Source organism: Bradyrhizobium sp. WYCCWR15520, assembly GCF_056174665.1.
Genome location: NZ_JBWBWM010000008.1, coordinates 1 through 23,027, shown reverse-complemented (window position 1 = coordinate 23,027; position 23,027 = coordinate 1). Strand labels below are relative to the sequence as shown.

Below are 23,027 nucleotides of genomic sequence, written 5' to 3'. Positions count from 1 at the left end.
GGCGACCGCCTTTCCAATGTGCTTGTTACACTTCTCACGCGATGACTAGCGCTCCCGGAATGCGCGCGTCATGCTGTCGTGGATCGGCCTGACGATGTACTGGAAGAAAGTTCGCTCCGATGTCTTGATGTAGACCTCGGCCGGCATGCCGGGCGTCGGACTGAAATTCGGAACATTCCTGCTCTCCTCGCCGTTGAGCCTGACGCGAACGAGATAGATGTCGGTCGGCCCGACCTGTTGGGACTTCTTTTCGTCCGCAAGCGTATCGGCCGACAGGTACACGACATCTCCGGAGACCATCGGCGTGATGCGCTGGTTCAGCGCCGTCAACCGCACCATCGCGGTTTGCCCGTACTTGACGTGGTCGATGTCCTGCGGCCGCAATCGCGCCTCGATGATGAGTTCGTCCTTCAAGGGCAACAGCTCCATGATGTTCTTGCCGGCCTCGACCACCCCGCCCCGCGTGTGATAGCGCAGCTTCACCACGACGCCGCTGACCGGCGCCGTGACACGGACACGATCGAGTACGCCCTTGGCGCTCAGCATTCGCTCGCGGACGTCGGCCAATTCGCCGCGGATCTCGTGCATCTGCTCGACCGCAGTCTTGATCGCGGTCTTGCGCACGCCATTGATCTGCTCGAGCGCGCGAGCGATGCGCTCCTTGGCATCGCCGATGTCGCCCATGATGCGGCCGACTTCGCCTTCCAGATTGGCCTTGGAACGCTGCAGCACCATCAGCTCGGGCTTGCGCACCAGCCCGGCCTGCACCAGCTTGTCCTTGGTGGCGATTTCCTCGTCGAGCAGAACGATCTGGCGATGCACGGCCTCGAGCTGCACCCGAGATCCCCGAATTCTCTCCTCCAGGGCGTTGATGCTCTCCTGGATGCTCTTGATGTCGCTGCTGAGATTGTTGCGGCGCGCCGTGAACGTCATCTGCTGGCTGTCCACGATTTCCTTCACCTCGGGCGAACTGGTCAGCCATTTGCCGACTTCGGCAGGAAGCGTGATCTCCGGATCCTCCTTCATCTCGGCAGTCAGCCTGGCGTCCATCGCCGTCAGTCTGATGCGGCGCAAGAACAAGCGCTGCAACTCCGCGCGCGCCGCGGTGTCGTCGAGCTCGAGCAAGATTTGTCCGGCTTCTACCGTGTCGCCTTCGCGCACGTAAATTTCGCGGATCATTCCACCTTCGAGATGCTGGATGATCTTGTTCTGTCCGGTCACGACGAATACGCCGGAGGCGACCACGGCACCGGCGATCGGCGCCATGTTGCCCCAGACACCGAATCCCATCAGCACCACCGCCATTATCAGCGCCCCGGCAGCGGTTGGCAGCTTGGTCGATCGCGGCAGCGAATCGTACCAGGTGCCCTCTGATTCCGCGGAGCGGTCCGCAATCTTCCTGTTGGCCATCGCGCAACCTCGTTCCTGTAAAACCCGGCCGACGCCTTCAATTCAACGACGGCGGATTATCCGGTCCCATCGGGGTATTGTTCGGCTTGCGTCCGGCAATCATCGGAATGATCTCGTCACGGCTGCCGAAAGCCTGCACCGCGCCCTGGTGCAGGATCATGATCTTGTCGACGCTCATCAGCAGGGCCGCGCGCTGGGTGATCGTCACCACCGTGATCTGTTTTTCCTTGGCACGTACCAGCGCCTTGGCGAGCGCCCGCTCACCATTGGCATCCAGATTCGAGTTGGGCTCGTCGAGCACGATCAGACGCGGATTGCCGTAGAACGCGCGGGCCAATCCGATCCGTTGCCGTTGGCCGCCCGACAGCGGACTTCCATCCATCCCGACGATGGTCTCATAGCCCTGGGCGAAGCTCGAGATCATCTCATGCACATCGGCGGTCTCGGCGGCATCGAACACATCCTCGTCACGTGCGTCGTCGCGCATCCGGCCGATGTTGGCCTTGATGGTGGCCGGGAACAATTGCACATCCTGCGGCAGGTAGCCGACGCTCTCGCCAAACTGGCGCGGATCCCAGTTGCGCAGATCCATCATGTCCAGTCTGACACTGCCGGCTGTCGGAATGATGGATCCGACCAGCATGCGGGCCAACATGGTTTTCCCGGTGCCGGAGTCTCCGACGATGGCAAGCGATTCCCCCGGCTTCAACTGAAAGCTGATCCCGTTCAGGATCACCTTCTTGTTCGGTGGCGGCACGTAAAGAATGCGCTCGACGTTGAGATATCCCGCGGGACGCGGCAGGCGGAGCCGCTCCAAGTTGAGCGGCGAGTTCAAGAGCAGCGCCCTGATGCGGGCATAGGCCGAACGTGCCTGTACGAAGCTGCGCCAGCCTTCGATGGTACCTTCCAGCGGCGCCAATGCGCGGCTCGCCACGATCGAGGCCGCAATCACCATGCCGCTGGTGATATGGGCCTCCAGCGCCAGCCACGCGCCCCAACCCAGGATGGCGATCTGGGTGCACAGCCGCAGGAACTTCGACACCCCCGTCATCAGGATGTTGCGATCCTGTCCGATCACCTGTGCCTTTAGCGACTCCACGGTTTCGCGGCCCCATACCTGGACGCCTTCCGGGATCATGCCCATCGCATTGATGACCTGGGCATTGCGGGCCATCGATTCCGCCGTCAGGTTGGCCCTGGCGCCATAGTTGTTGGCCTGGTTGAACGGGGCCGCTGTGACGCGCTGGTTCAACAGCGCCACGATAACCAGCGCGACGCCTGAGCCCAGCACGATGAATCCGAGATGCGGATGGATCAGAAACACGACAGCGAAATAGACCGGCGCGACCGGCGTATCGAACATCGTCAGCAATACCGGACCGGTAATAAACGCGCGGAGGTGCTGCAGGTCGGCCAGCGTCTGGAATTCGCGGCTGGATCCACTCTGCGCGGATTTGGCAGCAGCGCTCAGCACGGGTCCGCCCAATTTAGCTTCGGTCTCGACCGCAACCCGCATCAGGATGATGCGTCGCATCATGTCCATCAGCACATGGGCCCCGATCGCGATGACCACGATGATCGTCAGCATCACCAGCGTGTCCGTGCTGCGGCTGGTCAGCACGCGATCGGACATGTTGAACAGGTAGATCGGAATGGCGAGCACCAGCAGGTTGACCGCAACCGAGAACAACCCGACGGTCACCAGGTTACGGCGGGCGTTCGCCAGACCGCTGCCGAGCACGTCCCTGAATTCATTGTCGCTGGAACGCCTATGCAGGGGCGGCGAGTTACTACCCCCGCCTCCACCGCCGCCGCCTCCGCGGCCTGAAGAGCCGCCACCGTCCTTGTCACCTCCGGTGCGCAGTGGAGGAGCCGGAACCGTCTGCTCGATCACAACGGTGGATCCCGGCGGCGGGGTCTTGGCTTCCGTCTTGGCCTCAACCTTGGCTTCAGTTTTCGCGTCAGGCTTGGCTTGGGTCTTGGCCACAACCCGCAGGGATGGCTCGGCGGTCTTGGCTACGGTCCTGGCTTCGGCCGCGCCACTGTTCTCGTCGGCGAATTTGACGAGCGATTCTTCGGCGCGCGAAGGCGGTGGATCAAACCACGGGCGGAGCGGAATTATCTTGGCCGTGCTCGCCGTTGCTTCGTCATACTGAATCAGGCGCGAACTCCCCGCACCGCCTGGACGATCATCCCAGCCCCACATTTGAAAACTCTCCTGCAACTGCAATAGGGAAAATACCTGCAATAGCGGCTAATGCAGCACGCTCGCCATCGGGTCTGCCTGCACCGAATTAGCAATCGCTGCCGGCGGCGGGCTCGTCGTGTCCTGAGGGTGGTCATCGACGAAAGCAATGAGTTCAGTCACTAAGGCGTTGGTATCGGCGTTGACGGTGTTATCCGAAGCTGTCGGCACCAGATCGGCCTGCACCAAAATGGAATCGGTGTAGATCTGGCCTCCGACGTAAGTTGCATCAGGATTGACGTCCACGACCGCCGCGTCGTTGACCAGTTCGTTGCCGCCTGTGGTGACCGACTGCGTCACGGCTCCGTCCGGATCAAGCGCCATCAGATCGGCCAACGGCTGGTTCTGGAGCTGATACATCACGTCAACGTCGGAGGTGATGTTGGTCTGCCAGACCGCATTGATGTCGTAATAGTCTCCAGTGATGTAGAGCACCTTCAGGGGGCCACCATGGCCGATGAGGGCGCCGGCCAGTTCGGGATCGAGCGATGTCAAGCCGGCGGCCAGCAAGCTTTGGATCAGCTCGAGGTTGGCGGGCAGCTCGTCGAAGGTATCCCCGCCATAGTTCGCAACCGCGGCTTCGTTCAACAGGCTGTTGTTACCTGAACTCGCTGATTGAGACGGGTCAGCACCGTCGGCCGCCATCTTGATCTTGTCGTTGTCCAGCAAGATGTTGTTTTGAAAGATGACGTTCAGGCCGTGATAGCTGCCCTTGATGATGATCAGGTCGTATTCGACGCTGCCGTCAAGGATCTGGGCCAAGTTGCCCTGGGTATTGTAACCACCGACGAGATTGTAGTGGGAACTGCTGCTGACCTGCGTTGCCACATCGTTGTCGGAGAGATAGTTGACCTGAGCCACCGCATGAACGCTGTAGAAGTCGCCGTCGACCACATCGACGATCCAGTTCGGGCCGGCAAATTGGGCCGGGAAGCCGACGTAGATGCTGGGGTTCTGAAGAAAATCGGCGATGTTGGTCGCGACGTTCTCATCGCTGGTTGATGATGGCTCGCGGTCCCCGCCCGATACGCGGACCCGGTCATCGTCCATAATGGTGTTGGTCTGGAAGATGGCATTGGTCTTGAAGTAATCTCCCATCACCACCATGGTGCGGGCGGACTCGCCGATATCGACGATCAGCGCGGCGTTGATGCTGAAGTTGTTGCCCAGCGAGGCCCATTGGCCGATTCCGTGTCCGGTATCGGGCAATTCTGGCGCATCAGCTGGCGGCGACGGTTCTATTGGGCGTTCCTGCAGCTCGCCGTTGACGTAGTAGCCAGGCGTCACAGAGTTTGCATCCGGCTCGCCGTCGGCCCAGGCCGCGTCGCGGGCGACTAGGAAATCCGTAACGCCGCCGTCGGTCTTCGGCATCTGCCACTCGGCGGGAAGCTCGGCGTTCGCATCGGCCGCCAACTGCTCGATGGTGGCCATCGCATCGCTGTTGAGGCTTGTGATCAGAGGTTCAACAACGGTCAGTAGATCCGTGGGCAGATTGACGTCGTCATCATTCAAGAAGTTGTACTGATGAACCGTCAGTTGGGTTTCCGGACCACCGTCCTGGTATTTTACCTTGACGTGAAAGTCGGGGCTGCCGCCTCCGCCACCGCCGCCCAGCGGTTTCGGCGGCGGTACGCTCGGCGCCGGCGAACGCGGAAAGAGATCGGAATCGTCTTCCTCTGAACTACGGAGCTTGAGTGCGCGCCCTCTGACGAAATGGATCGGATCGTCCGGCATCAGCTCCGGCACCGGGCCGGCCGCGGTCTCCAAATCCTCGGGCACGACGCGATAATCGTAGTTCGGCCGAAGCGTGGTGTAATCGCCGGCCGGACGGGGAGCGAGACTTTCGTCATACTGGACGCGGTCGCGGGCGATATCGTGGAAGATCTGCAGATATCCTGCAAAGTGGGAAATTATTTCGACAAAACTCGCTGACGCCATGGGAACCTCCCCGGTCGCCGTAGACTGTCAAGGCCGCGGTACGGCCCTCAGTCCTCATCGGCAACGCAGCGACTGAAATGAAATGACTGGCAAAAAAGACCCGCGCGGCTAACGCCGCGCGGATCGAACGCAAAAACTAGCCTATATCGTTATCAGTCAGAGCGTCACCGGCAGCCTGAATGGTGATGCTGTTGAACTGGATGTTCGCACCCTGCGTGATGTTCTGATCGAAGGCAGACTGGTTGAGAACCGCATCGGCACTGGACGAAACGTTTGCACGATCGCCAATGTCCCCGGCGTCGATCCTGGACGTCCCGCCCTCGATCTTGGCGTCCATGCTGAAGCTGGCACCCGGCTCACACCACGATCCACCGTTGCCGCCATAGTACGTGGCATACGAGCTGTTGGTGTCGTTATCGACCAGGTTGTTGACCTGATCAATATTGAACTGGTTGCCGTCGTTCATCGTCTGGGTCACGACGTCAGGCATGACGACAGAACCGTGCGTGTCGAAGTCGTAGAGAGCGATGACCGGGGTGCTCAGGCCGCTTGTGTCCACGTCGACATCCACATCGACATCAACGTCTACCTTGGTCTCGACGGTGTTTTCGATCTTGTTTTCGATGTTGTTGTCGATCTTGTTGTCGACCGTGTTGTCGACATCGTTGTCGAGATCGTTATCTACCTTGTTGTCGAGCTTGTTGTCGACGGTATTCTCGTTCTTGTTTTCATTCTCATTCTTGTTGTCGTTGTCGTTGTCGTTCTCGTTCTCGCTCTTGGAATCCAACGACTGAACGGCGAACTGCAATTGGCCCTGACCCTGGCCTTGACCCTGGCCTTGGCCCTGCAACTGAGCCTGGAGGTTGGCTTGCGCCTGCAACTGGTCTTGCTTCTGGTCCTGGTCCTGATCCTGGTTGTTCCTGGGGTCGTACTTCTTCTTTGGGCTACCCATGACGAGCTCCTGAGGTTGGAGCATCGCGAGCGGAACGAGATCGCTGATCTTCTAAGTCTGCGGTCTGCGAAGCGCGGCGCTGCTCTGCAATGTCGGTTCTTCCGACTGCCGGCACCGCGTGATTGCGGATGCCAGCCCTGTCAGTTTGCCGACACACCCTCGCCAACAACATGCATGCATTCGATCTGACGTTGTATCTTGCGATATCAACCATCGACACACGTCACGTTCAGGAGATTCGAGAATGCCGATGAGACCACGACGACGGCACAAAGTTCCGTTGTCGCCGGATAGCGTCAGGCCACCTTGGTAGGAAGGTCTTTCTGCTGCACGCCGCCGCAGACATGCGCTTCGAGGCGCGGAAGAAGATCCCAGATGTCGCGATTGATCTTCGTCATCTCGGTGGTTGTCCGCAGCATCTCCTGCAGCCGGCTTTCATCCAACGCCTTTATCTCTCCGAATCTCAGGCTGGACTTGGTTTCCGTCAATCGCATCGACTGAGTGTGGGTGATGGCGCCTGTGGAATCGAAGATGAACATGCAATGATTCAGTTCATTGCGAACCCGGGTGGATTCGGAAAAGCGTTCGACAAGCGCAGTCAGACTCCTGGCGAGCGCCTTGTCGGTTACTCTGATCTTGGCCAACCGCTGGATCAGATCGAGTCTCGCACGGGTGGTGTTCAGCGTGGCGAACACGACGGCGGCCGAAGCTTCATCTGTTCGCAACAGGATCATCAGGACGTAGATGAAGAGACTTTCGTTGTTCGACCAGCTGCAGATGAGGTTGCCCATTAAGGCGTGAACGAATGTGCGACGATCCGCGGAAGCCGGGGCAGCGGCCGCCAGCACTTCGAAATCCGGCTTTGGGGGCAGCTTGCTGACAAACATCGTATGCGTCCGCGACGTGCAAGGCCGAGAGGATACTATCGTATCTGCTTGGCCACTGCGGATGTACGTATCGAAAGATATAATAGCGAAGGTTGTGGAGCGTGATTCTTAAAATCGAAGAATGAAAACGCACTTTAATGACCCAGTTTTGACGACATCTCGTCACACTCCAGCTTCTTGGCATCCCTTCCGTATAGGAGTAAACTTTTTCTGAACAATTTTGACGTTAAGTGAACTAATTAATAGCGACCAGCGCGATTTGGAAAGAATCTATCGATAGCATCACAAAGTCCGGGGGCGCGTTATGTCAGTCCCACCTAAGAAGACGGTGTTTATTGTAGACGCAATGGCTTTTCGACGAGCTCGAGCAGAGAGCTTTTTAAGTCCTTGGGCCAGGAACGAACAGGTTGAGCTGATTTCGCTCGGTCCTAAAGAGGCGCACATCAAGCTCGTCGAGCGCAGCGACTGCGACATGCTGATCTACAGCGTCGGCGCTCCCTCCGCGCTTGAGGTATTCAACGAGATCCAGGTGCTGCATATGCTGCGCCGGGAGGCAGCGCTGGCAATCGTCTCCGACGACGAAAATCCCGCGACCATCATCGCAGCGATCCGTTCGGGAGCCAGGGGCTACTTCAGCAATTCGATGCCTCCGGATCTTGCACTGCAAGCGCTTTCATTCGTTCTGCGCGGTGGAACCTATTTTCCTCCTGCCGTCATCATGGCCGGTCGCGCATTCGGTGGAACGTCGCCGATAGAATTCGGGCCGCCGGATTTGGCTCCGGAGCAGACGGTTCCGGACCCTGAGCAACAAAATCAGGCGCCGATGGGCCCGGATGGCGGGCTTTACGAGCCACAAGGCGCCCTTTTTAATGGAAAGTCCCCCGGTATCCAGCGTGGCAACGGCTCCGAAAGTGCTCGGCCTGCGCCCGAGTTTACCGAGCGGCAGTATGCGGTTCTCGCCTGCCTGTGCCAGGGTGATCCCAACAAGGTTATCGGTCGCAAGCTCGGAATGACCGAGACAACCGTGAAAGTCCATGTCCGGGAGATCATGCGCAAGCTTGGCGTGTGCAACCGCACGCAAGTCGCCATCGCCGCCGGCCGCAGCGTCGGCTCCGACGGCGTCGACCTCGTCCCCTCGGACTCGCCGCCTATGGTCAAATCCTCCGCTCCCCATTAGCGATTCATGTCCCGCGTTGCGGACGCACCATGCATTGGCAAGGCTTTGCGAACGCTATTGGACCAGGGACGTCTTTCGCTCCGAAAGCGTCCCCGGCCACAGGGGGCTGTTCCGGGGTCGCCTTCGGAGGTGGGGCTGGCATTCACCGAAGTTCAGAGACTTCTTCTTGCAGGGCAAAGCATAGCATCGATCGGGTTCCCGCACTGAATGGCATCGGCGCAGGCACGGGATCATTGGTGTTAATCCTTTCGACGCCGCGAGGCTCAGCGTCCGATCGGAGAGAGCCAACGCGCCCGCCAGCGTTTACCGGCACTAGCGTGTGTCGCTGAGGCGATAGCGCACGGCGACGGCGCGGCAACCTCTCAGGACCGAAAACGGCCGTTCGGCCGCATTCCCCAAGAAATATTCAAGGAACTTTCCAGATGGATCGTGGCCCCTGCGATGGCGGCGCCTCTTTGCAATGCCGCAATATATGATTACCATCATATAACAATCCGTGCACGAACAGGAGAACCTATCATGTCCGCAGCCGCCGATCCCGTCGTCATCCTTTCTGCCGTCCGCACGCCGCTTGGCCGCTTCATGGGCGAACTGTCTCCCCTCAGCGCGCACAAGCTCGGGGCTCACGTGATCGGCGCGGCGCTGGAGCGGGCTCAACTCGCGCCGGAACGCATTGACGAGGTCTTCATGGGCAATGTGCTGCCGGCCGGACAGGGCCAGGCACCGGCACGACAGGCCGCGCGCGGCGCCGGACTACCGGACGCCACCGGCGCCACCACCGTCAATAAGGTGTGCGGCTCCGGCATGAAGGCGACCATGCTGGCCCACGACATCATCAACGCCGGCTCCGCTGCCATCGTGCTGTCCGGCGGCATGGAGAGCATGTCGAACGCGCCCTATCTCCTCGCGAAGGCGCGCGGCGGCTACCGCGCCGGCCATGACCGGATCATCGATCACATGATGATGGACGGGCTGGAAGACGCCTATGAGACCGGCCGCTCGATGGGCGATTTTGGCGAGGCTACCGCGGAAGCCTATCAATTCACCCGCAAGGACCAGGACGCTTACGCGATCGAGACGCTGACCCGTGCGCGCAAGGCGGTGGAGAGCGGCGCGTTCAGGGCCGAGATCGCGCCGATTACGCTATCCGAGAAAGCCGGTCCGCGCGTCATCGCCAGTGACGAGCATCCGCTCAAGGTGGACCCTTCCAAGATTCCCGGATTGAAGCCGGCGTTCCGCGCAGGTGGCACCATCACGCCGGCCGCCTCCTCCGCCAATGCCGACGGCGCCGCTGCCCTCATCCTGGCCAGGCTCTCGCGCGCCGATCGCGAGGGCTTGCCGGTGCTGGCCGAGATCAAGGGCCACGCCACCCACAGCCAGGAACCGCAATGGTTCACCACCGCGCCGATCCCCGCGATCCGCAAGCTGCTAGACAAGGTCGGCTGGTCGGTCTCCGACGTCGGCCTGTTCGAGATCAACGAAGCGTTTGCCGTGGTCGCCATGGCGGCGCAGAAGGATCTCGGCATTCCCGCCGAGAAGCTCAACGTCAATGGCGGCGCCTGCGCGCTCGGTCATCCGATCGGCGCCACCGGCGCACGCTTGATCGTGACGCTGCTGCATGCGCTGGAAGCACGAAACCTGAAACGCGGCATCGCCACGCTGTGTATCGGCGGCGGTGAAGCGACCGCCATCGCCGTCGAGCGCATGACGCGCTGATCGAGCGATCTGAAGGAAGCGAGCGGCGCGAACGCCGTCGCTCGCTTCTTTCCCTTCAAGCCGCCATCTTCCCCGCCGGGAGGGAGGCGGCTTTCAAATGCCTGGTCGCCGCGCGCCTGACCTTTTCGAAGGCCAGCGTTTCGATCTGGCGGACGCGCTCGCCGGAAATCGACAGCTCGCGCCCGAGGTCCTCCAGGCTCGGCGGATTCTCACTCATCCGCCGCGCTTCGAACACGCGGCGCTCCCGCGCGGTCAGCACATCGAGGGCTGAATGGAGCGCCCTGGTCCGTTGCGTGCCTTCATCCTGATCGGTGACGATTGCCTCCGCGCTCGGCGACTGATCAACCAGCATCGCCTCCCATTCGGCCGGTCCGTCGTCGCCGATCGGCACATTCAGCGAGAGGTCTCCGGTCAAACGGCTGTTCATCTCGATCACTTCGCGAACGGGGACGGCGAGCTCGCGGGCGACGGCCTCGGCCACTTCCTGCGTGAGCCCTTCTCTATCGCCTCCGAACTTGCGCATGGCGCGCTTCAGGCCAAAGAACAGCTTTCGCTGGGCGGCCGTCGTCCCGATCTTGACCAGCGACCGCGACCGCAGAATGTAATCGTGGATGGCAGCCTTGATCCACCACAGCGCATAGCTGGAAAACCGGGCGCCACGTCCGGGCTCGAAATGCGAGGCCGCGATGACGAGGCCGAGATTGGCCTCGCCGATCAGATCGGCGAGCGGAAGGTCGTATCTCTGGTAGCGGCGCGCGACCTTCGCCGCCAGCCGGAGATGGCTGGTGACGAGTGCGTCAGTAGCTGCGCGGTCGCGATGCTCCTGCCAGCGGCGTGCAAGCTGCTGCTCCCGCGCCGGTTCGAGCAGAGCGTATCGCTTGATGAGAGATGCATATTCATCGACGAGGTCTCGCGATCTGTCCGCGGTCAGCATCTCCCGCCTGTCTGACATCAACGTTGTGCTGTGGGCGTTCATGGGTGGCTCCAATCCATCAGGTCCGGCGCGCAGACCCTAGGAGAAGACACCGCAACGCAGCCATTAAATTGGAATTGAGGAATCTAAATTCGCTGTTAGCGTCCGCAAACGCTTCGATCCCGGTCTCAAGATCGCGCGATCGTGTTGTGGGCGAGATCGCAAAACATCGATCGGTGAGCCTTCCCTCGCACCCGCACGAGTTCGACCGCCGCTTCCCCGTGCGAACCTTTGCTCGCGGCACTGATCAATTCAGCTTTGTAAAACGCAATTTAGTGGGCCGACGTCGCGCACGTCCTACATCTCCACATGCATCCGCTGAGCGATGCAGCTTCAAGCGAGCAGTTCGCGTTCGGAAAAAGGCGCCCGTTGCGGCGCACGGCCGCGCTTGCGCGGCCAGGCGAACGCTCGCATCGACATGTGGAGAAGAACAATGACCTCGATCAAGACAATCGCCGTCGCAGGATTGCTGTCGATGCTGGCAGCGGCACCGGCCCTCGCGCAAGAAGCCATCCAGGAGCCGGGTGCTTTTGCATTCTATTACCCGAATCTGGACGTGCTGAATGGCGGTGCGCCTACGCCGGCTTACAGAATGGAAGGACTGCCGCCTTCCGTGATGCAGGCCTATAACGAAAGGGAAAGCGGCATGACCGGCCCCACTGTCTGGCATCATCGGCAGGTCCACCACGCATCCCGCGCCGAACATGACGACCGCCGCCATGGGTGATGGTGGCGGGCAGCTATCCTATGTCTGACCGCCCTGCTCATCGGGGCAAACGATCTCCACCCGGCCTCCCGGGCCGGCGTGGATGATCAGGCGAAATCCGTGCAGCTTTACGATCGCCGAAACCAGGTTGAGGCCAAGGCCGACACCGGGCGTGTTGCGGATCTTGTCCGAGCGATAGAACCGGCGCAGCACGGCTTCGTGCTCGTGCTCGCTGATCCCCGGACCCGTATCCCTCACCCGCAGAATGGTTTCCCCTTCGCCGCGCAGCAGGTCAAGCTCGACGCTTCCGTTCCGGGGCGTGAATTTGATGGCATTGTCGACGAGGTTGGCGACTGCCTCCAGCAGCAAGTCCCGGTCGCCGCGCACGGAAAGCGCGGCTGGTATGTTCGCGCTGAGCGCAATCTGCTTGTCTTCGGCGATCGGCTCGTACATGTCGCAGACTTCGCGCAGCATCTCGCCGAGCGCAACGTCACCGAATGCGGATGACCGGCGGCTGTTCTCGATCTCGGCGAGTCGCAGCAACGCCGTGACGATCGACAGCGACTGGTCGATGCCGGCGATAGCCTTGTCGGCGGCCTGCTGGAGCTGCTCCAGGGTGGTCGCGTTGGTACGGCCGCGCTCGAGCGTCAGGCGTGCGCGCGTCAGCGGCGTTCGCAGATCGTGGGCGATGTCGTTGCCGACGCCGGCCAGCGCGTTGATCGTCGTCTCCAGCTCGTCGAGCATGCCGTTGACGATGCCGGCGAGCCGCGAGAACGGCTCATCGATGTTCCGGTGCGGCAGCCGCTCGCGCAGATCTCCGGCGATGATGCGCTGGACCCGCAGATTGACCTCCTCGACGCGCCTGCGGGCGCGCGCACTGAGCCAGGCGCCGGCCAGTAACCACAGACAGAATGCAGGCAACAGGCCGAGCGCGAGCGCAGCTCCGACGACCCTGAAGACCTCAGCTGTTTCATCGACATTTCGCCCGATCACCAATATGTCGCCGTTATCGAGCCGGCGCGCGACGGTTCTAACCGATGTTGCGCCGACCTCCTTGTTATCGAGACGTGTCAGCGGCACGCTCCGAGCCGGTGCGCCGATCTCGAGTCCGTCCGGCAGGGCCGCGATGTTGCCGGCAAGCCGGTTCCTCCCGGCATCGAATATGCCCGAGAACTGGACGCCGCGCGAATCCTGCTCAAGACGATCGTCGAGCGCACTGATCATGCGCTCGCGCGGCAATCCGGCGAAGAAGCCCGCTTGTGTCGTGATCATGTTGTCGGAACGTGCGATCAGGTAGTCGTCGATCCTGAAGTAGATGAACCCGAACAGTATGATGACGAAGATTGCGAATAGGCCCGCCAGCGCCGCGGTCCGGTGAAACGTCTTCGAGCGGATGAACTGCAACTGAAACTTCCCGAGCCTGCCGTCCGATTACCTTGCCGGCCCGACGGCGCGGGCATCCGGCAAGGTCGCCAAAAATCAGTCAGGGCACGGCGCGCAGAATGAACCCGGCACCGCGGACATTGTGGATCATCGGGGTGTCGCTCGGACCGTCGACCTTGTGCCGCACGCGGCCCATGTGGACGTCGACCAGGTTGGTGGCCGGAACGAATTTGTAGTTCCAGACCTCCTCGAGCAGCATCGCACGCGTCAAGAGCTGGTCGCTCCGCCGCATCATGTATTCGAGCAGGCGAAACTCGCGCGGCAAGAGGTCGATCTTGCGCTCGCCGCGCTTTGCCGTGCGCTCGATCAGGTCGAGCTCGAGCTGGCCGACACGCAGTTTGGTCTCGCGCGTTTCCGGCGGGCGACGCAGCAATGCCTCTATTCGCGCGACCAATTCGACGATCGCAAACGGCTTGGTGAGATAGTCATCGCCCCCCATCCGCAATCCGCGCACACGGTCATCGACCGCGCCAAGCGCGCTCAGCACCAGGACCGGGGTGCGCACCTGATCCTTTCGCAAGGATTCTATGACGGTAAGGCCGTCCATCCCCGGCAGCAGGCGGTCGACGATCATGGCATCCGGCCGCAAGTCGCGCGCCTTGGCAAGACCGTCCAATCCGTCGGACGACCATTCGACCTCAAAGCCGCGATCGGCAAGCTCGGCGGTGATTTCCCCGGCCGTCTCGTCGTCATCCTCTATGAGAAGAACCTTCGTCATCTGATCGGTCCGATTTGCCATCAAGATACCCTCTCGCCGTCAGGTGGCAATGGCGACGTTCACACGCCGCATCGTTCATGGAGCCGGACGGCGCTGCCATCCCTTCCGGAATCGGGCGGGCGCCATCCGCCCGGCGGCCATTCCGCCGCCTCGGTACGAGCACAGCGGGCCCGTGCCAGACAGTTAGCCCTCGCCAGCGCGTCGCGCCAATAAATAGCAATTTAATGAACCGGCGGGCCTGCATTGCCCGATCCGGCCGACGCGATTTTGGCAAATCGTGGCCCGCATTGCCGTCACGCCGAGTTGAAAGCGCGTGAAGCGATATTCCTTTGGACGAGGACGGGCCAGCCGCACGTCAGAGGAAGAAGCCAGCCCGGCTTCCCCTCACCGAATGGAGAATACCCATGCGCAAAGTGAAACTCCTGTCGGCTGCGTTACTCGCCGCAGCCACCCTTGCTACTCCGGCGCTCGCCGCCACGCACACCTCGCGGCATGTCGTAACCAACGACAATACGAGTATGGCGTCCGTCATGCGTTCGGCCGATCGCGATAGCTGCATCCGCGCCCCGGACGTCGGCGCCTATGCCACTCAACCGTGGACCGTGCCGCCTTGTGAGCCCAACACGGGTTACTGATCCGCGCGCTGCGATGTGACGACACTTGACGGGCTGGCGGGATTTCCTCCGCCAGCCCGTCTTCTTTGCTGTGCGCCAAGGCGTTCGCCTTTGAAGCCCGTAGCGCTGCTCTGGTTCGTGAGCGTGACTAACGCCGAATTTAATGGATGCCTTGTGCATCGCACCTACCTGTCACTCATCCGACGTTTCGTCCGCGCGACCGACTGAAGCTCGCGCGTCGCGGCGCCGAACAATCTGACTGAAAAGGAGTGTCACGATGAAACGGATGATCACGATACTGGCAACAGCTCTGCTTGCTTCCAGCCTGGTGACCGGTGCGGCTGAGGCCCGCGGGGGCGGTGGTGGCGGCGGTCATGGCGGAGGTTTTGGCGGCGGAGGCTTCGGTGGCGGCGGCCATATGGGCGGCGGCTTCGGCGGCGGTCACATTGGCGGCTTTGGTGGCGGCGCCCATATCGGCGGCTCGGCGGCGAGAAACTTTGTCAGGCGTGGGGCGAGCCACTGGGCTGCAAAGCTTGGTGCACAGTGCACCCTCAAAAGCTGCGGACCGCGACCGGAAACTTCTTCGATGCCACGCCGCAGATTATCAAAAGCAGCACCCGCATGACGCATCAAGTTCTCGCCTGCAGGCGTTAGCCGGACAGACCGGGCACTTCGCTCGAAAAGCGTGGTGCTCATCGTGCTTTCAAGCTTGCGGATGGCGTGGCTGACCGCGCTAGGCGTCAAATGCAGTTCGTCTGCCGCGTCGCTGAAGGAGCCAGTACGCGCAGCCGCTTCGAAGGCGCGGATAGCCGAGATCGGGATACTCGACAGCAGCATCCCATGAGTGAACCAGATTCACATATCCAAGACAACTGCGCGTTTGTCCCGGAAATGACCTGAGCGTACCAAATGCGGTCAAGAAGGCCGGCTGCCACGGCGCCAAAAAACATCGACCAGGGAGGATAGAAATGCTGCTTCGCGGCAAAACGGCAATCATTACGGGTGCGGCCTCGCCGCGCGGCATTGGCCTCGCGACCGCCAGACGGTTTGCGGAAGAAGGCGCGCGCATTGCAATCCTTGATATCGATGGCCCCGCGGCGATCACCGCGGCCCAAGGTCTCGAGCAGTCCGGAGAGCAGGCACATATCGGGGTTGCGTGTAACGTCGCCGACCAAAGCTCCTGCGCGAAAGCCGTTGAAACCGTTATTGGCGCCTTCGGTCAGATTGACATTCTGATCAACAACGCCGGCATTACCCAGCCGGTAAAATTCCTCGACATCAAGCCGGACGACTGGGATCGCATCCAGGATGTCAATCTCAAGGGAATACTGTTCCTGTCTCAAGCGGTGATTCCGTACATGCAGAAGCGCAAAGCGGGATCGATTGCATGCATGTCGTCCGTTTCCGCGCAGCGCGGCGGCGGCATCTTCGGCGGACCGCACTATTCCGCAGCAAAGGCCGGCGTACTTGGGCTTGCGAAGGCTATGGCGCGTGAATTCGGTGCCGATGGAATCCGCGTCAACTGCGTCACCCCGGGTTTGATCGGAACGGACATCACGTCCGGAAAGCTCACGGACGAAATGAGGTCAAAAATCCTCGAAGGCATTCCGCTCGGCAGGCTCGGCGAAGCCAAGGACGTCGCGGGGATCTACACGTTTCTCGCTTCGGATCTGTCCGCCTATGTCACGGGCGCCGTGATCGATGTCAACGGCGGGATGCTCATTCACTGAGCGCAGCGAAGGAGAAAAAAAATGGATACCGCGAAAACGCTTTCCAACGCGCCCACGCTTGCGCAGCGCGCCCGCAACATTCGCCGCAATGCGCTGCGTATGGGCGAGGTTCAAGGCCAGGGCTATATCGCGCAGGCGCTCGATATCGCGGACGTGTTGGCCGTCGCCTACTTTCACGCGATGCGCTACCGTCCGGAAGAGCCTTCGTGGGAAGATCGCGACCGATTTCTCCTCTCAAATGGTCACTACGCCATCGCGCTCTACGCCGCATTGATCGAGGCGGGGATCGTTCCCGAAGCTGAACTTGAGACCTATGGGTTTGACGAAAGCCGGCTCCCGATGTCGGGCATGGCGTCCTATACGCCTGGCATGGAAATGTCCGGTGGCTCTTTGGGTCTGGGATTAAGCATCGCAGTTGGCATGGGCCTCGGGTTGAAGCGCAAGGGCTCCCATAGCCGCGTCTACACGCTGTTCTCGGACGGTGAACTCGACGAGGGCTCCAAATGGGAAGCGATGATGTCGGCAGCACATCACAAGCTCGATAATCTTATCGCGATCATCGATGTCAACAACCAGCAGGCCGATGGACCCTCGAAGCAGATGATGGGGTTCGAGCCATTGGTTGACAAGCTCGAGGCCTTCGGCTGGTTCGTGCGCCGGGTCGACGGCAACGATCTCGATGCCGTCGTGGCGGCCTTCGATGCAGCGCGTTCGCATCCCGAACCGCAACCGCGCGTAATCGTCGCTGACACGCTCATGGGAAAAGGCGTTCCGTTCCTTGAACAGCGTGAAAAGAACCATTTCATCCGGGTCGAGCCGCACGAATGGCAGCTCGCGCTGGCAGAACTCGATGCGGGAGACAAGTCATGAAGTCTGCAGCCTCACCCACGCCCGGGAAACCGCGGCTCACCACCTCGGCAATGATCGCGTCGATCGCAGCCGAGGGGCAAAGGACGAAGCCGGCGCCGTTCGGTCACGCGCTCGTCGAACTGGCTCGGAGCCGACCCGAGGTCGTCGGACTAACGGCCGATCTCGGCAAGTACACGGACCTGCATATCTTCGCGAAGCAGTTTCCGGATCGCTACTATCAGATGGGTATGGCCGAGCAACTGCTCTTCGGCTCAGCCTCGGGTCTGGCGGCTGAAGGCTTCATGCCGTTCGCGACGACTTATGCGGTGTTCGCGTCCCGACGTGCCTACGATTTTATCCACCAGACGATCGCCGAAGAGGACCGGAACGTAAAGATCGCCTGCGCCTTGCCCGGCCTCACCTCCGGCTATGGACCGAGCCACCAGGCGGCTGAAGACCTCGCCCTGTTTCGAGCGATACCGAACATGACGGTGATCGATCCCTGCGACGCTCACGAGATCGAACAGATCGTTCCGGCCATCGCGGCGCATCAGGGGCCGGTCTATATGCGGCTGTTGCGCGGCCAGGTACCGCTTGTACTGGACGAGTACAACTACCGCTTTGAGATCGGCAAGGCCTCGCTAATCCGTGACGGTCGCGATGTCCTGATCATTTCCTCGGGCATCATGACCATGCGCGCACTGGAGGCCGCAAAAGCGCTTACCGACGACCGCGTCGATGCAGCCGTGCTGCACGTTCCGACGATCAAGCCGCTCGATGAGCAAGCGATCCTGCACGAAGCTGGCAAGCCCGGTCGTCTCGTTGTTGTGGCTGAGAACCACACCGTCATCGGCGGCCTCGGAGAGGCCGTTGCGGCCTTGTTGATGCGTTCCGGCATCCATCCGATCTTCCGTCAGATCGCATTGCCCGACGAGTTTCTTGCCGCGGGGGCGCTTCCCACGCTGCATGATCGCTACGGTATTTCGACTGCCGAAGTCGCACGGCAGATCAAGGGGTGGCTGCGCTAAGCGCGCACCGCCATTCGTCAAGTTCGACTGAGGAAACATCGCTCCGCGGCATCGCCGCGGAGAACGATGGCTGCTGCCCGATGCCGGCGCCCGAGAGCCGGCCGAAGCTGCAGTTAGGTGCCGCTGCTGAACAGACCACTTCGCATCAAAAAGGAGGAAGCCATGACTCAACCCAAACCGATTGCCATCACTCGTCGCAAGTTGCTCCTGGCCGGCGCAGCCGTTCCGTTGTGCGCCATACTCACTCGCCCCGCCGCAGCGGCGGAGTTCACCTACAAGCTTGCGACCGGGCAGGACCCGACGCATCCCGTCAACGTTCGCGCCAAGGAAGCCACCGATCGTATCCGGGAGGCGACCAGCGGACGTCTCGAAATCAACCTCTTTCCGGCCAATCAGCTCGGTTCAGATACCGACCTCCTGACGCAGGTCCGGAACGGAAGCGTCGAATTCTTCAACCTGTCCTCTCTGATCCTCGCCACCCTCGTGCCGGCCGCGGGCATGGTGAACCTGGGCTTCCTCTTTCCCAACTACGACGCGGTATGGAAAGCCATGGACGGCGATCTCGGCGCATACATCCGTGCGCAGATCGCAAAAATGCCGATCATGACGGTGTCCAAGCCATGGGACAACGGATTTCGACACATCACGTCGTCGGGGCGGGAGATCAAGACGCCGGAGGACCTCAAGGGTTTCAAGCTCAGGGTGCCAGCAGCACCAAATCTGACTTCGTTGTTCCTTTCGCTCGGGGCTGGCCCGGCGCCGATCAACTTCAACGAAGTTTATTCCGCGCTGCAGACCAAGGTCGTCGATGGTCAGGAAAATCCCCTTCCGATCATTGCGACGGCACGTCTGTATGAAGTTCAGAAGACCTGCAGCCTGACTGGCCATGTCTGGGACAATTACTGGATCCTCGGCAACAAGCGCGCGTTCCAGAAGCTGCCGCAAGACGTGCAGGCAATCGTCACGCGCGAATTCGATCGCTCGGCCAATGACGAGCGGAGTGACATCGCGAAGCTCAGCGAGTCGCTGCGCACCGATCTGACCGCAAAGGGGATGCAGTTCCTCGAAGTAGATCGATCGGTCTTCCGCCAGGCGCTGGCGAAGACAAGCTTCTATTCCGACTGGAAGGCCAAGTTCGGTGAAGAAGCCTGGGTGCAGCTTGAGAAAGCCGCCGGCAAGCTGGGATGACCGCCATGGAACACGCACACATAGATGGGGCTGAAATTGCCCTTCCGAGCCCGGCATCCGGATGGCGCAAAGCTGTCGTGGGCTTGAACAAAGCGCTCAAGCCTATCGTGGCAATCCCCGCCGCATTATTGGTCGTTGCGGAGGTTATCGTCCTTCTTGTCGGCATCGTTTCCCGCTACGTGCTTCACGCGCCGATTGTCTGGTCGGACGAACTGGCCGGCATTCTCTTCCTATGGCTCGCTATGCTGGGATCTGTCGTCGCGTTCCAGCGAGCCGAACATATGCGGATGACCGCGGTCATTGGCATGATCCGCCCTGAAGCGAGGTTGTTCCTCGATGTCTTCGCGACCGCCGCGTCGTTGGCGTTCCTGCTTTTGGTCATTCACCCGGCGTTCGAGTTCGCGGCCGACGAAGTGTTCGTCACCACTCCCGCTCTGGGAATAGTCAACACTTGGCGCGCCGCCGCGCTTCCAGTCGGCATCGGCTTGATGCTGATCGTCGCAACCCTGAGGCTGGCAGCAACGACCAACCTTAAGCACCTTGCGACGGCTGTCGTTGCTGTGGGAGCACTGGTTGCGATACTCGCGCTACTGGCGCCAGTTTTGAAGCCGCTCGGCAATCTCAACTTGCTGATCTTCTTCGTGTTCATCGTCGGCGCCATGGTTTTCGCGGCAGTGCCGATCGCCTTCGCGTTCGGCTTGGCGACCGTCGGCTACATAACGCTCACCACCAGCACGCCCGACGTGGTCGTCATCGGCCGCATGGACGAAGGTATGAGCCATCTCATCCTGCTTGCGGTGCCGCTGTTCGTGTTCCTCGGGTTGTTAATCGAAATGACTGGCATGGCCCGCGCCATGGTCGGCTTCCTTGCCAGCCTGCTTGGTCACGTCCGGGGCGGCCTCCATTATGTGCTGGTCGGTGCCATGTATTTGGTCTCTGGAATCTCGGGATCGAAGGCGGCCGACATGGCAGCAGTAGCGCCCGTGCTTTTTCCCGAAATGACCAAGCGCGGCGCTAAGCCTGGCGACCTCGTCGCACTCCTTGCGGCCACCGGCGCTCAGACCGAGACCATTCCACCGTCCCTGGTGCTGATTACGATCGGATCGGTGACCGGCGTTTCGATCGCGGCGCTGTTCACGGGTGGCCTGCTGCCGGGAATTGTGTTGGCAATCGGGCTCTGTGTAGTGGTGTGGTGGCGATACCGTAGAGAGGACTTGTCACACGTTCAGCGGGCAACGGGTCGAGAAATCGGTCGCGCGTTCCTGATTGCGATTCCTGCCATTGCCCTTCCCTTTGTGATCCGCGCTGCCGTTGTCGAAGGCGTCGCGACTGCTACTGAGGTCTCGACGATAGGCATCGTCTATTCCATCCTGGCTGGGCTCCTCATTTATCGCCAGTTTGACTGGCGTCGCCTCTATCCAATGTTGGTCGAGACGGCGGCTTTATCCGGTGCGATCCTCTTTATTATCGGTGCGGCAACAGGAATGGCCTGGGCCCTAACCCAGTCGGGCTTCTCGGCTTCGCTTGCAACGTTCATGACCTCCTTGCCGGGTGGGGTGTCCGTCTTTCTCGTCGTGACCATCATCGCGTTCGTCATCCTGGGGAGCGTACTCGAGGGTATCCCCGCCATCGTGCTGTTCGGTCCTTTACTGTTCCCGATTGCGCGCCAAGTCGGTGTGCACGAGGTTCACTATGCAATGGTCGTCGTTCTCGCTATGGGGATTGGTCTTTTCGCCCCGCCCTTCGGCGTCGGCTATTACGCGGCGTGCGCCATCAGCCGGATTCATCCCGACGAAGGCATGGGACCGATCGTAGGTTACATCGTCGCCTTGCTGATCGGCACGCTGGTAGTGGCGGCCGTGCCGTGGATCTCTATCGGCTTTCTTTAAACCTTGCATCGAAGAATGCGAGGCGCGGAGATCGTTTGCACGCCTCGTTCCCCCGGCGGTTGATAGGGTTGGAACGGTGAGCTACGGCGAGCTGAACAGCCTGTTCGAACACTTCTTCGCCTTGGTCGAGGCTGCGGTTCGTCTTCCACCGGGTTCGGAGCGACGAGCTGCCTTCAGGGATGTGCGCGATTGCGGAGCACGCATCGATCAGATCGCCGCGCGGCTCTTGAAGCAAGATCGGAGTTGATCTTGGATCAATTCCCATCGGCGGGCTCAATCCAGTCGATGTGAGCTAACGCCGGTGCCATGTCCGTTAAAGGGTCATTGGCCGGCATTCGCTTGGCAATTTACCAACGTACAGTCGGGGTGCCGAACGAGATCACTCAACCTTCTCCAAGCATCGGCCCGGGGCGACGCTGCTGCGCGTTTAGTTCAGCGCGCTCATGCTTGTTGTCGCTGGATTTTCTTTGCTCTCTCGGTGCACGTCGTGCACACACTGCCCTTTAACTGATTGAAGATATTGAACTCTCGCTCCAATCCATCATGGGCGCGCAAGAAAATTTCCAGCGTAAGCCGTTCATTTCGTTGATCTATTTTGCTTCCAACCGATCCTTTATGTGATCGGACCGACTGAGGAATTCCGTGCGACCAAGCATCGGAATCCTAGTTCTTCTAGAATCAAATAGGTCCAGATTGGAAGTGAAAATCGCGCTTTCGCATTCTCAGTGCACACAGCGTGCACACGAAAGTTGAAGTGCACACGCGTAGATGCGCGAACACCTAACTGGAGGCAGAGCCATGATCAAAGATATTCTTGTCAACCTGTCTTATGGGGCATCGCAAGATGGCGTCTCTAAGTATGCCTTATCGGTTGCGGAGACATTCGGCGCACACATCATGGGGACCGCCTTCTATCCGGCAGTGGTCGGTGGCGTTGACCTGTCGGCTAACTTCATTCGAGCACAGCAAGCTGAAGCCCGAAAACGCGCAGAGTCCGTGGCCACCGCGTTTGACGAGGCGACGCGGCGCGCCGGCGTTTCAGTCGAAACACGCAGAATTGAAACTGACGTCGGCGACGTACCAACCCAGTTCGCGCATCTCGCAAGACGACTCGATCTTTCCGTCATTGGCCAATTTGAAGGGGCCCGAGATCATCGAACCACGAATATCGTCCTTGAGGCAGCGCTGTTCGAATCCGGAAGACCGGTGCTCATCGTACCTTTTATTCAGACGGATCGCCTCAAACTCGATCATGTCATGGTGTGCTGGGATGGCAGCCGGGCAGCCGCCCGAGCGATCGCCGATGCCATGCCGTTTCTTACCCGCTCCGGCAAGACGAGTATTGTTGTTGCGGACACTCAGAGCGCCAAAAGCGCAGACCTTCCGGGTTCGGATATCGCGACCCATCTGTCCCGTCACGGAGTAAACGCCGCGATCGAGCGCATTCCCGTCAGCAAGATCGATGTTTCCAATGCAATCCTGTCATATGCAGCCGATACAGGTGCCGACCTCATTGTCATGGGCGGGTACGGGCATTCCCGGCTGCGGGAATTTATTCTTGGCG

General features: G+C 60.6%; 18 protein-coding genes and 1 pseudogene. 10 read left to right on the top strand and 9 right to left on the bottom strand.

Going from position 1 to position 23,027, the window contains the following annotated elements; all coding sequences use genetic code 11:
• Positions 1-45 precede the first annotated feature (45 nt).
• The 5 genes from AC0QUY_RS10860 to AC0QUY_RS10840 all read right to left on the bottom strand — a co-directional run bounded on the left by AC0QUY_RS10860 (position 46) and on the right by AC0QUY_RS10840 (position 7,393).
• Positions 46-1,410: an HlyD family type I secretion periplasmic adaptor subunit gene (locus AC0QUY_RS10860; RefSeq protein WP_161852662.1), complete on the bottom strand. Its 1,365-nt coding sequence runs from the start codon at positions 1,408-1,410 to the stop codon at positions 46-48.
• A 37-nt stretch (positions 1,411-1,447) separates the two neighbouring features.
• On the bottom strand, positions 1,448-3,616 hold the full coding sequence (locus AC0QUY_RS10855; protein ID WP_475386827.1) for a type I secretion system permease/ATPase: 2,169 nt from the start codon (positions 3,614-3,616) through the stop codon (positions 1,448-1,450).
• Positions 3,617-3,664: 48 nt separating this feature from the next.
• A complete protein-coding gene (locus AC0QUY_RS10850; RefSeq protein WP_475386826.1) occupies positions 3,665-5,593 on the bottom strand; it encodes a hypothetical protein in 1,929 nt (642 codons plus the stop codon).
• 136 nt (positions 5,594-5,729) lie between these two features.
• Positions 5,730-6,545, bottom strand: coding sequence for a hypothetical protein (locus AC0QUY_RS10845; protein ID WP_475386825.1), 816 nt, complete (start codon positions 6,543-6,545; stop codon positions 5,730-5,732).
• Between the two features lie 296 nt (positions 6,546-6,841).
• The gene (locus AC0QUY_RS10840) at positions 6,842-7,393 is read right to left on the bottom strand and encodes a hypothetical protein (protein WP_475386824.1); all 552 of its coding nucleotides are present in this window, start codon (positions 7,391-7,393) and stop codon (positions 6,842-6,844) included.
• Positions 7,394-7,760: 367 nt separating this feature from the next.
• On the opposite strand from AC0QUY_RS10840, the gene AC0QUY_RS10835 reads away from it, so the two are divergent.
• Complete coding sequence (locus AC0QUY_RS10835) at positions 7,761-8,609, top strand: LuxR C-terminal-related transcriptional regulator (protein ID WP_475386823.1); 849 nt, start codon at positions 7,761-7,763, stop codon at positions 8,607-8,609.
• A gap of 519 nt (positions 8,610-9,128) precedes the next feature.
• The gene (locus tag AC0QUY_RS10830; RefSeq protein WP_475386822.1) at positions 9,129-10,325 is read left to right on the top strand and encodes an acetyl-CoA C-acyltransferase; all 1,197 of its coding nucleotides are present in this window, start codon (positions 9,129-9,131) and stop codon (positions 10,323-10,325) included.
• 55 nt (positions 10,326-10,380) lie between these two features.
• Here the strand turns inward: AC0QUY_RS10830 and AC0QUY_RS10825 are convergent, their stop codons facing one another.
• Positions 10,381-11,301 carry an RNA polymerase factor sigma-32 gene (locus AC0QUY_RS10825; RefSeq protein ID WP_475386821.1) on the bottom strand — a complete coding sequence of 307 codons (921 nt, stop codon included), beginning with the start codon at positions 11,299-11,301 and terminating at the stop codon, positions 10,381-10,383.
• Between the two features lie 430 nt (positions 11,302-11,731).
• Here AC0QUY_RS10825 and AC0QUY_RS10820 point away from each other — a divergent pair, with 430 nt between their 5' ends.
• Complete coding sequence (locus AC0QUY_RS10820) at positions 11,732-12,025, top strand: hypothetical protein (RefSeq protein WP_161852657.1); 294 nt, start codon at positions 11,732-11,734, stop codon at positions 12,023-12,025.
• A gap of 18 nt (positions 12,026-12,043) precedes the next feature.
• Here the strand turns inward: AC0QUY_RS10820 and AC0QUY_RS10815 are convergent, their stop codons facing one another.
• Positions 12,044-13,408 (bottom strand): sensor histidine kinase, encoded by a 1,365-nt coding sequence (locus AC0QUY_RS10815; RefSeq protein ID WP_475386820.1) that lies wholly within the window; start codon positions 13,406-13,408, stop codon positions 12,044-12,046.
• 79 nt (positions 13,409-13,487) lie between these two features.
• The gene (locus tag AC0QUY_RS10810) at positions 13,488-14,165 is read right to left on the bottom strand and encodes a response regulator transcription factor (protein ID WP_475386819.1); all 678 of its coding nucleotides are present in this window, start codon (positions 14,163-14,165) and stop codon (positions 13,488-13,490) included.
• Between the two features lie 404 nt (positions 14,166-14,569).
• Between AC0QUY_RS10810 and AC0QUY_RS10805 the strand changes: the two genes are divergently transcribed.
• On the top strand, positions 14,570-14,800 hold the full coding sequence (locus tag AC0QUY_RS10805; RefSeq protein WP_475386818.1) for a hypothetical protein: 231 nt from the start codon (positions 14,570-14,572) through the stop codon (positions 14,798-14,800).
• Between the two features lie 450 nt (positions 14,801-15,250).
• Here the strand turns inward: AC0QUY_RS10805 and AC0QUY_RS10800 are convergent.
• Positions 15,251-15,613: pseudogene (locus AC0QUY_RS10800) on the bottom strand (LysR family transcriptional regulator); the annotation flags it as partial.
• A 134-nt stretch (positions 15,614-15,747) separates the two neighbouring features.
• Between AC0QUY_RS10800 and AC0QUY_RS10795 the strand changes: the two are divergent.
• The 6 genes from AC0QUY_RS10795 to AC0QUY_RS10770 all read left to right on the top strand — a co-directional run.
• Complete coding sequence (locus AC0QUY_RS10795; protein WP_475386817.1) at positions 15,748-16,509, top strand: SDR family NAD(P)-dependent oxidoreductase; 762 nt, start codon at positions 15,748-15,750, stop codon at positions 16,507-16,509.
• Positions 16,510-16,530: 21 nt separating this feature from the next.
• Complete coding sequence (locus AC0QUY_RS10790) at positions 16,531-17,379, top strand: transketolase (protein ID WP_475386816.1); 849 nt, start codon at positions 16,531-16,533, stop codon at positions 17,377-17,379.
• Positions 17,376-18,386: a transketolase family protein gene (locus tag AC0QUY_RS10785; protein ID WP_475386815.1), complete on the top strand. Its 1,011-nt coding sequence runs from the start codon at positions 17,376-17,378 to the stop codon at positions 18,384-18,386. The genes AC0QUY_RS10790 and AC0QUY_RS10785 overlap by 4 nt, the downstream gene beginning before the upstream one ends.
• Before the next feature lie 162 nt (positions 18,387-18,548).
• Positions 18,549-19,574, top strand: a complete 1,026-nt coding sequence (locus tag AC0QUY_RS10780; RefSeq protein ID WP_475386814.1) for a TRAP transporter substrate-binding protein — start codon at positions 18,549-18,551, stop codon at positions 19,572-19,574.
• Entirely contained in the window at positions 19,571-21,463 is a 1,893-nt protein-coding gene (locus AC0QUY_RS10775) for a TRAP transporter large permease (RefSeq protein WP_475386813.1), read from the top strand. Before AC0QUY_RS10780 ends, AC0QUY_RS10775 begins: the two co-directional genes overlap by 4 nt.
• Positions 21,464-22,261: 798 nt before the next feature.
• Positions 22,262-23,027 (top strand): universal stress protein (locus tag AC0QUY_RS10770; RefSeq protein ID WP_475386812.1); only part of this gene is annotated, 766 nt, incomplete at its 3' end.

Coding starts and splice junctions, on each gene's coding strand:
- AC0QUY_RS10795 (WP_475386817.1), top strand. CDS start 15,748: ATGCTGCTTCGCGGCAAAACGGCAATCATTACGGGTGCGGCCTCGCCG.
- AC0QUY_RS10850 (WP_475386826.1), bottom strand. CDS start 5,593: ATGGCGTCAGCGAGTTTTGTCGAAATAATTTCCCACTTTGCAGGATAT.
- AC0QUY_RS10855 (WP_475386827.1), bottom strand. CDS start 3,616: ATGTGGGGCTGGGATGATCGTCCAGGCGGTGCGGGGAGTTCGCGCCTG.
- AC0QUY_RS10845 (WP_475386825.1), bottom strand. CDS start 6,545: ATGGGTAGCCCAAAGAAGAAGTACGACCCCAGGAACAACCAGGATCAG.
- AC0QUY_RS10790 (WP_475386816.1), top strand. CDS start 16,531: ATGGATACCGCGAAAACGCTTTCCAACGCGCCCACGCTTGCGCAGCGC.
- AC0QUY_RS10860 (WP_161852662.1), bottom strand. CDS start 1,410: ATGGCCAACAGGAAGATTGCGGACCGCTCCGCGGAATCAGAGGGCACC.
- AC0QUY_RS10825 (WP_475386821.1), bottom strand. CDS start 11,301: ATGAACGCCCACAGCACAACGTTGATGTCAGACAGGCGGGAGATGCTG.
- AC0QUY_RS10805 (WP_475386818.1), top strand. CDS start 14,570: ATGCGCAAAGTGAAACTCCTGTCGGCTGCGTTACTCGCCGCAGCCACC.
- AC0QUY_RS10820 (WP_161852657.1), top strand. CDS start 11,732: ATGACCTCGATCAAGACAATCGCCGTCGCAGGATTGCTGTCGATGCTG.
- AC0QUY_RS10775 (WP_475386813.1), top strand. CDS start 19,571: ATGACCGCCATGGAACACGCACACATAGATGGGGCTGAAATTGCCCTT.
- AC0QUY_RS10810 (WP_475386819.1), bottom strand. CDS start 14,165: ATGACGAAGGTTCTTCTCATAGAGGATGACGACGAGACGGCCGGGGAA.
- AC0QUY_RS10780 (WP_475386814.1), top strand. CDS start 18,549: ATGACTCAACCCAAACCGATTGCCATCACTCGTCGCAAGTTGCTCCTG.
- AC0QUY_RS10830 (WP_475386822.1), top strand. CDS start 9,129: ATGTCCGCAGCCGCCGATCCCGTCGTCATCCTTTCTGCCGTCCGCACG.
- AC0QUY_RS10785 (WP_475386815.1), top strand. CDS start 17,376: ATGAAGTCTGCAGCCTCACCCACGCCCGGGAAACCGCGGCTCACCACC.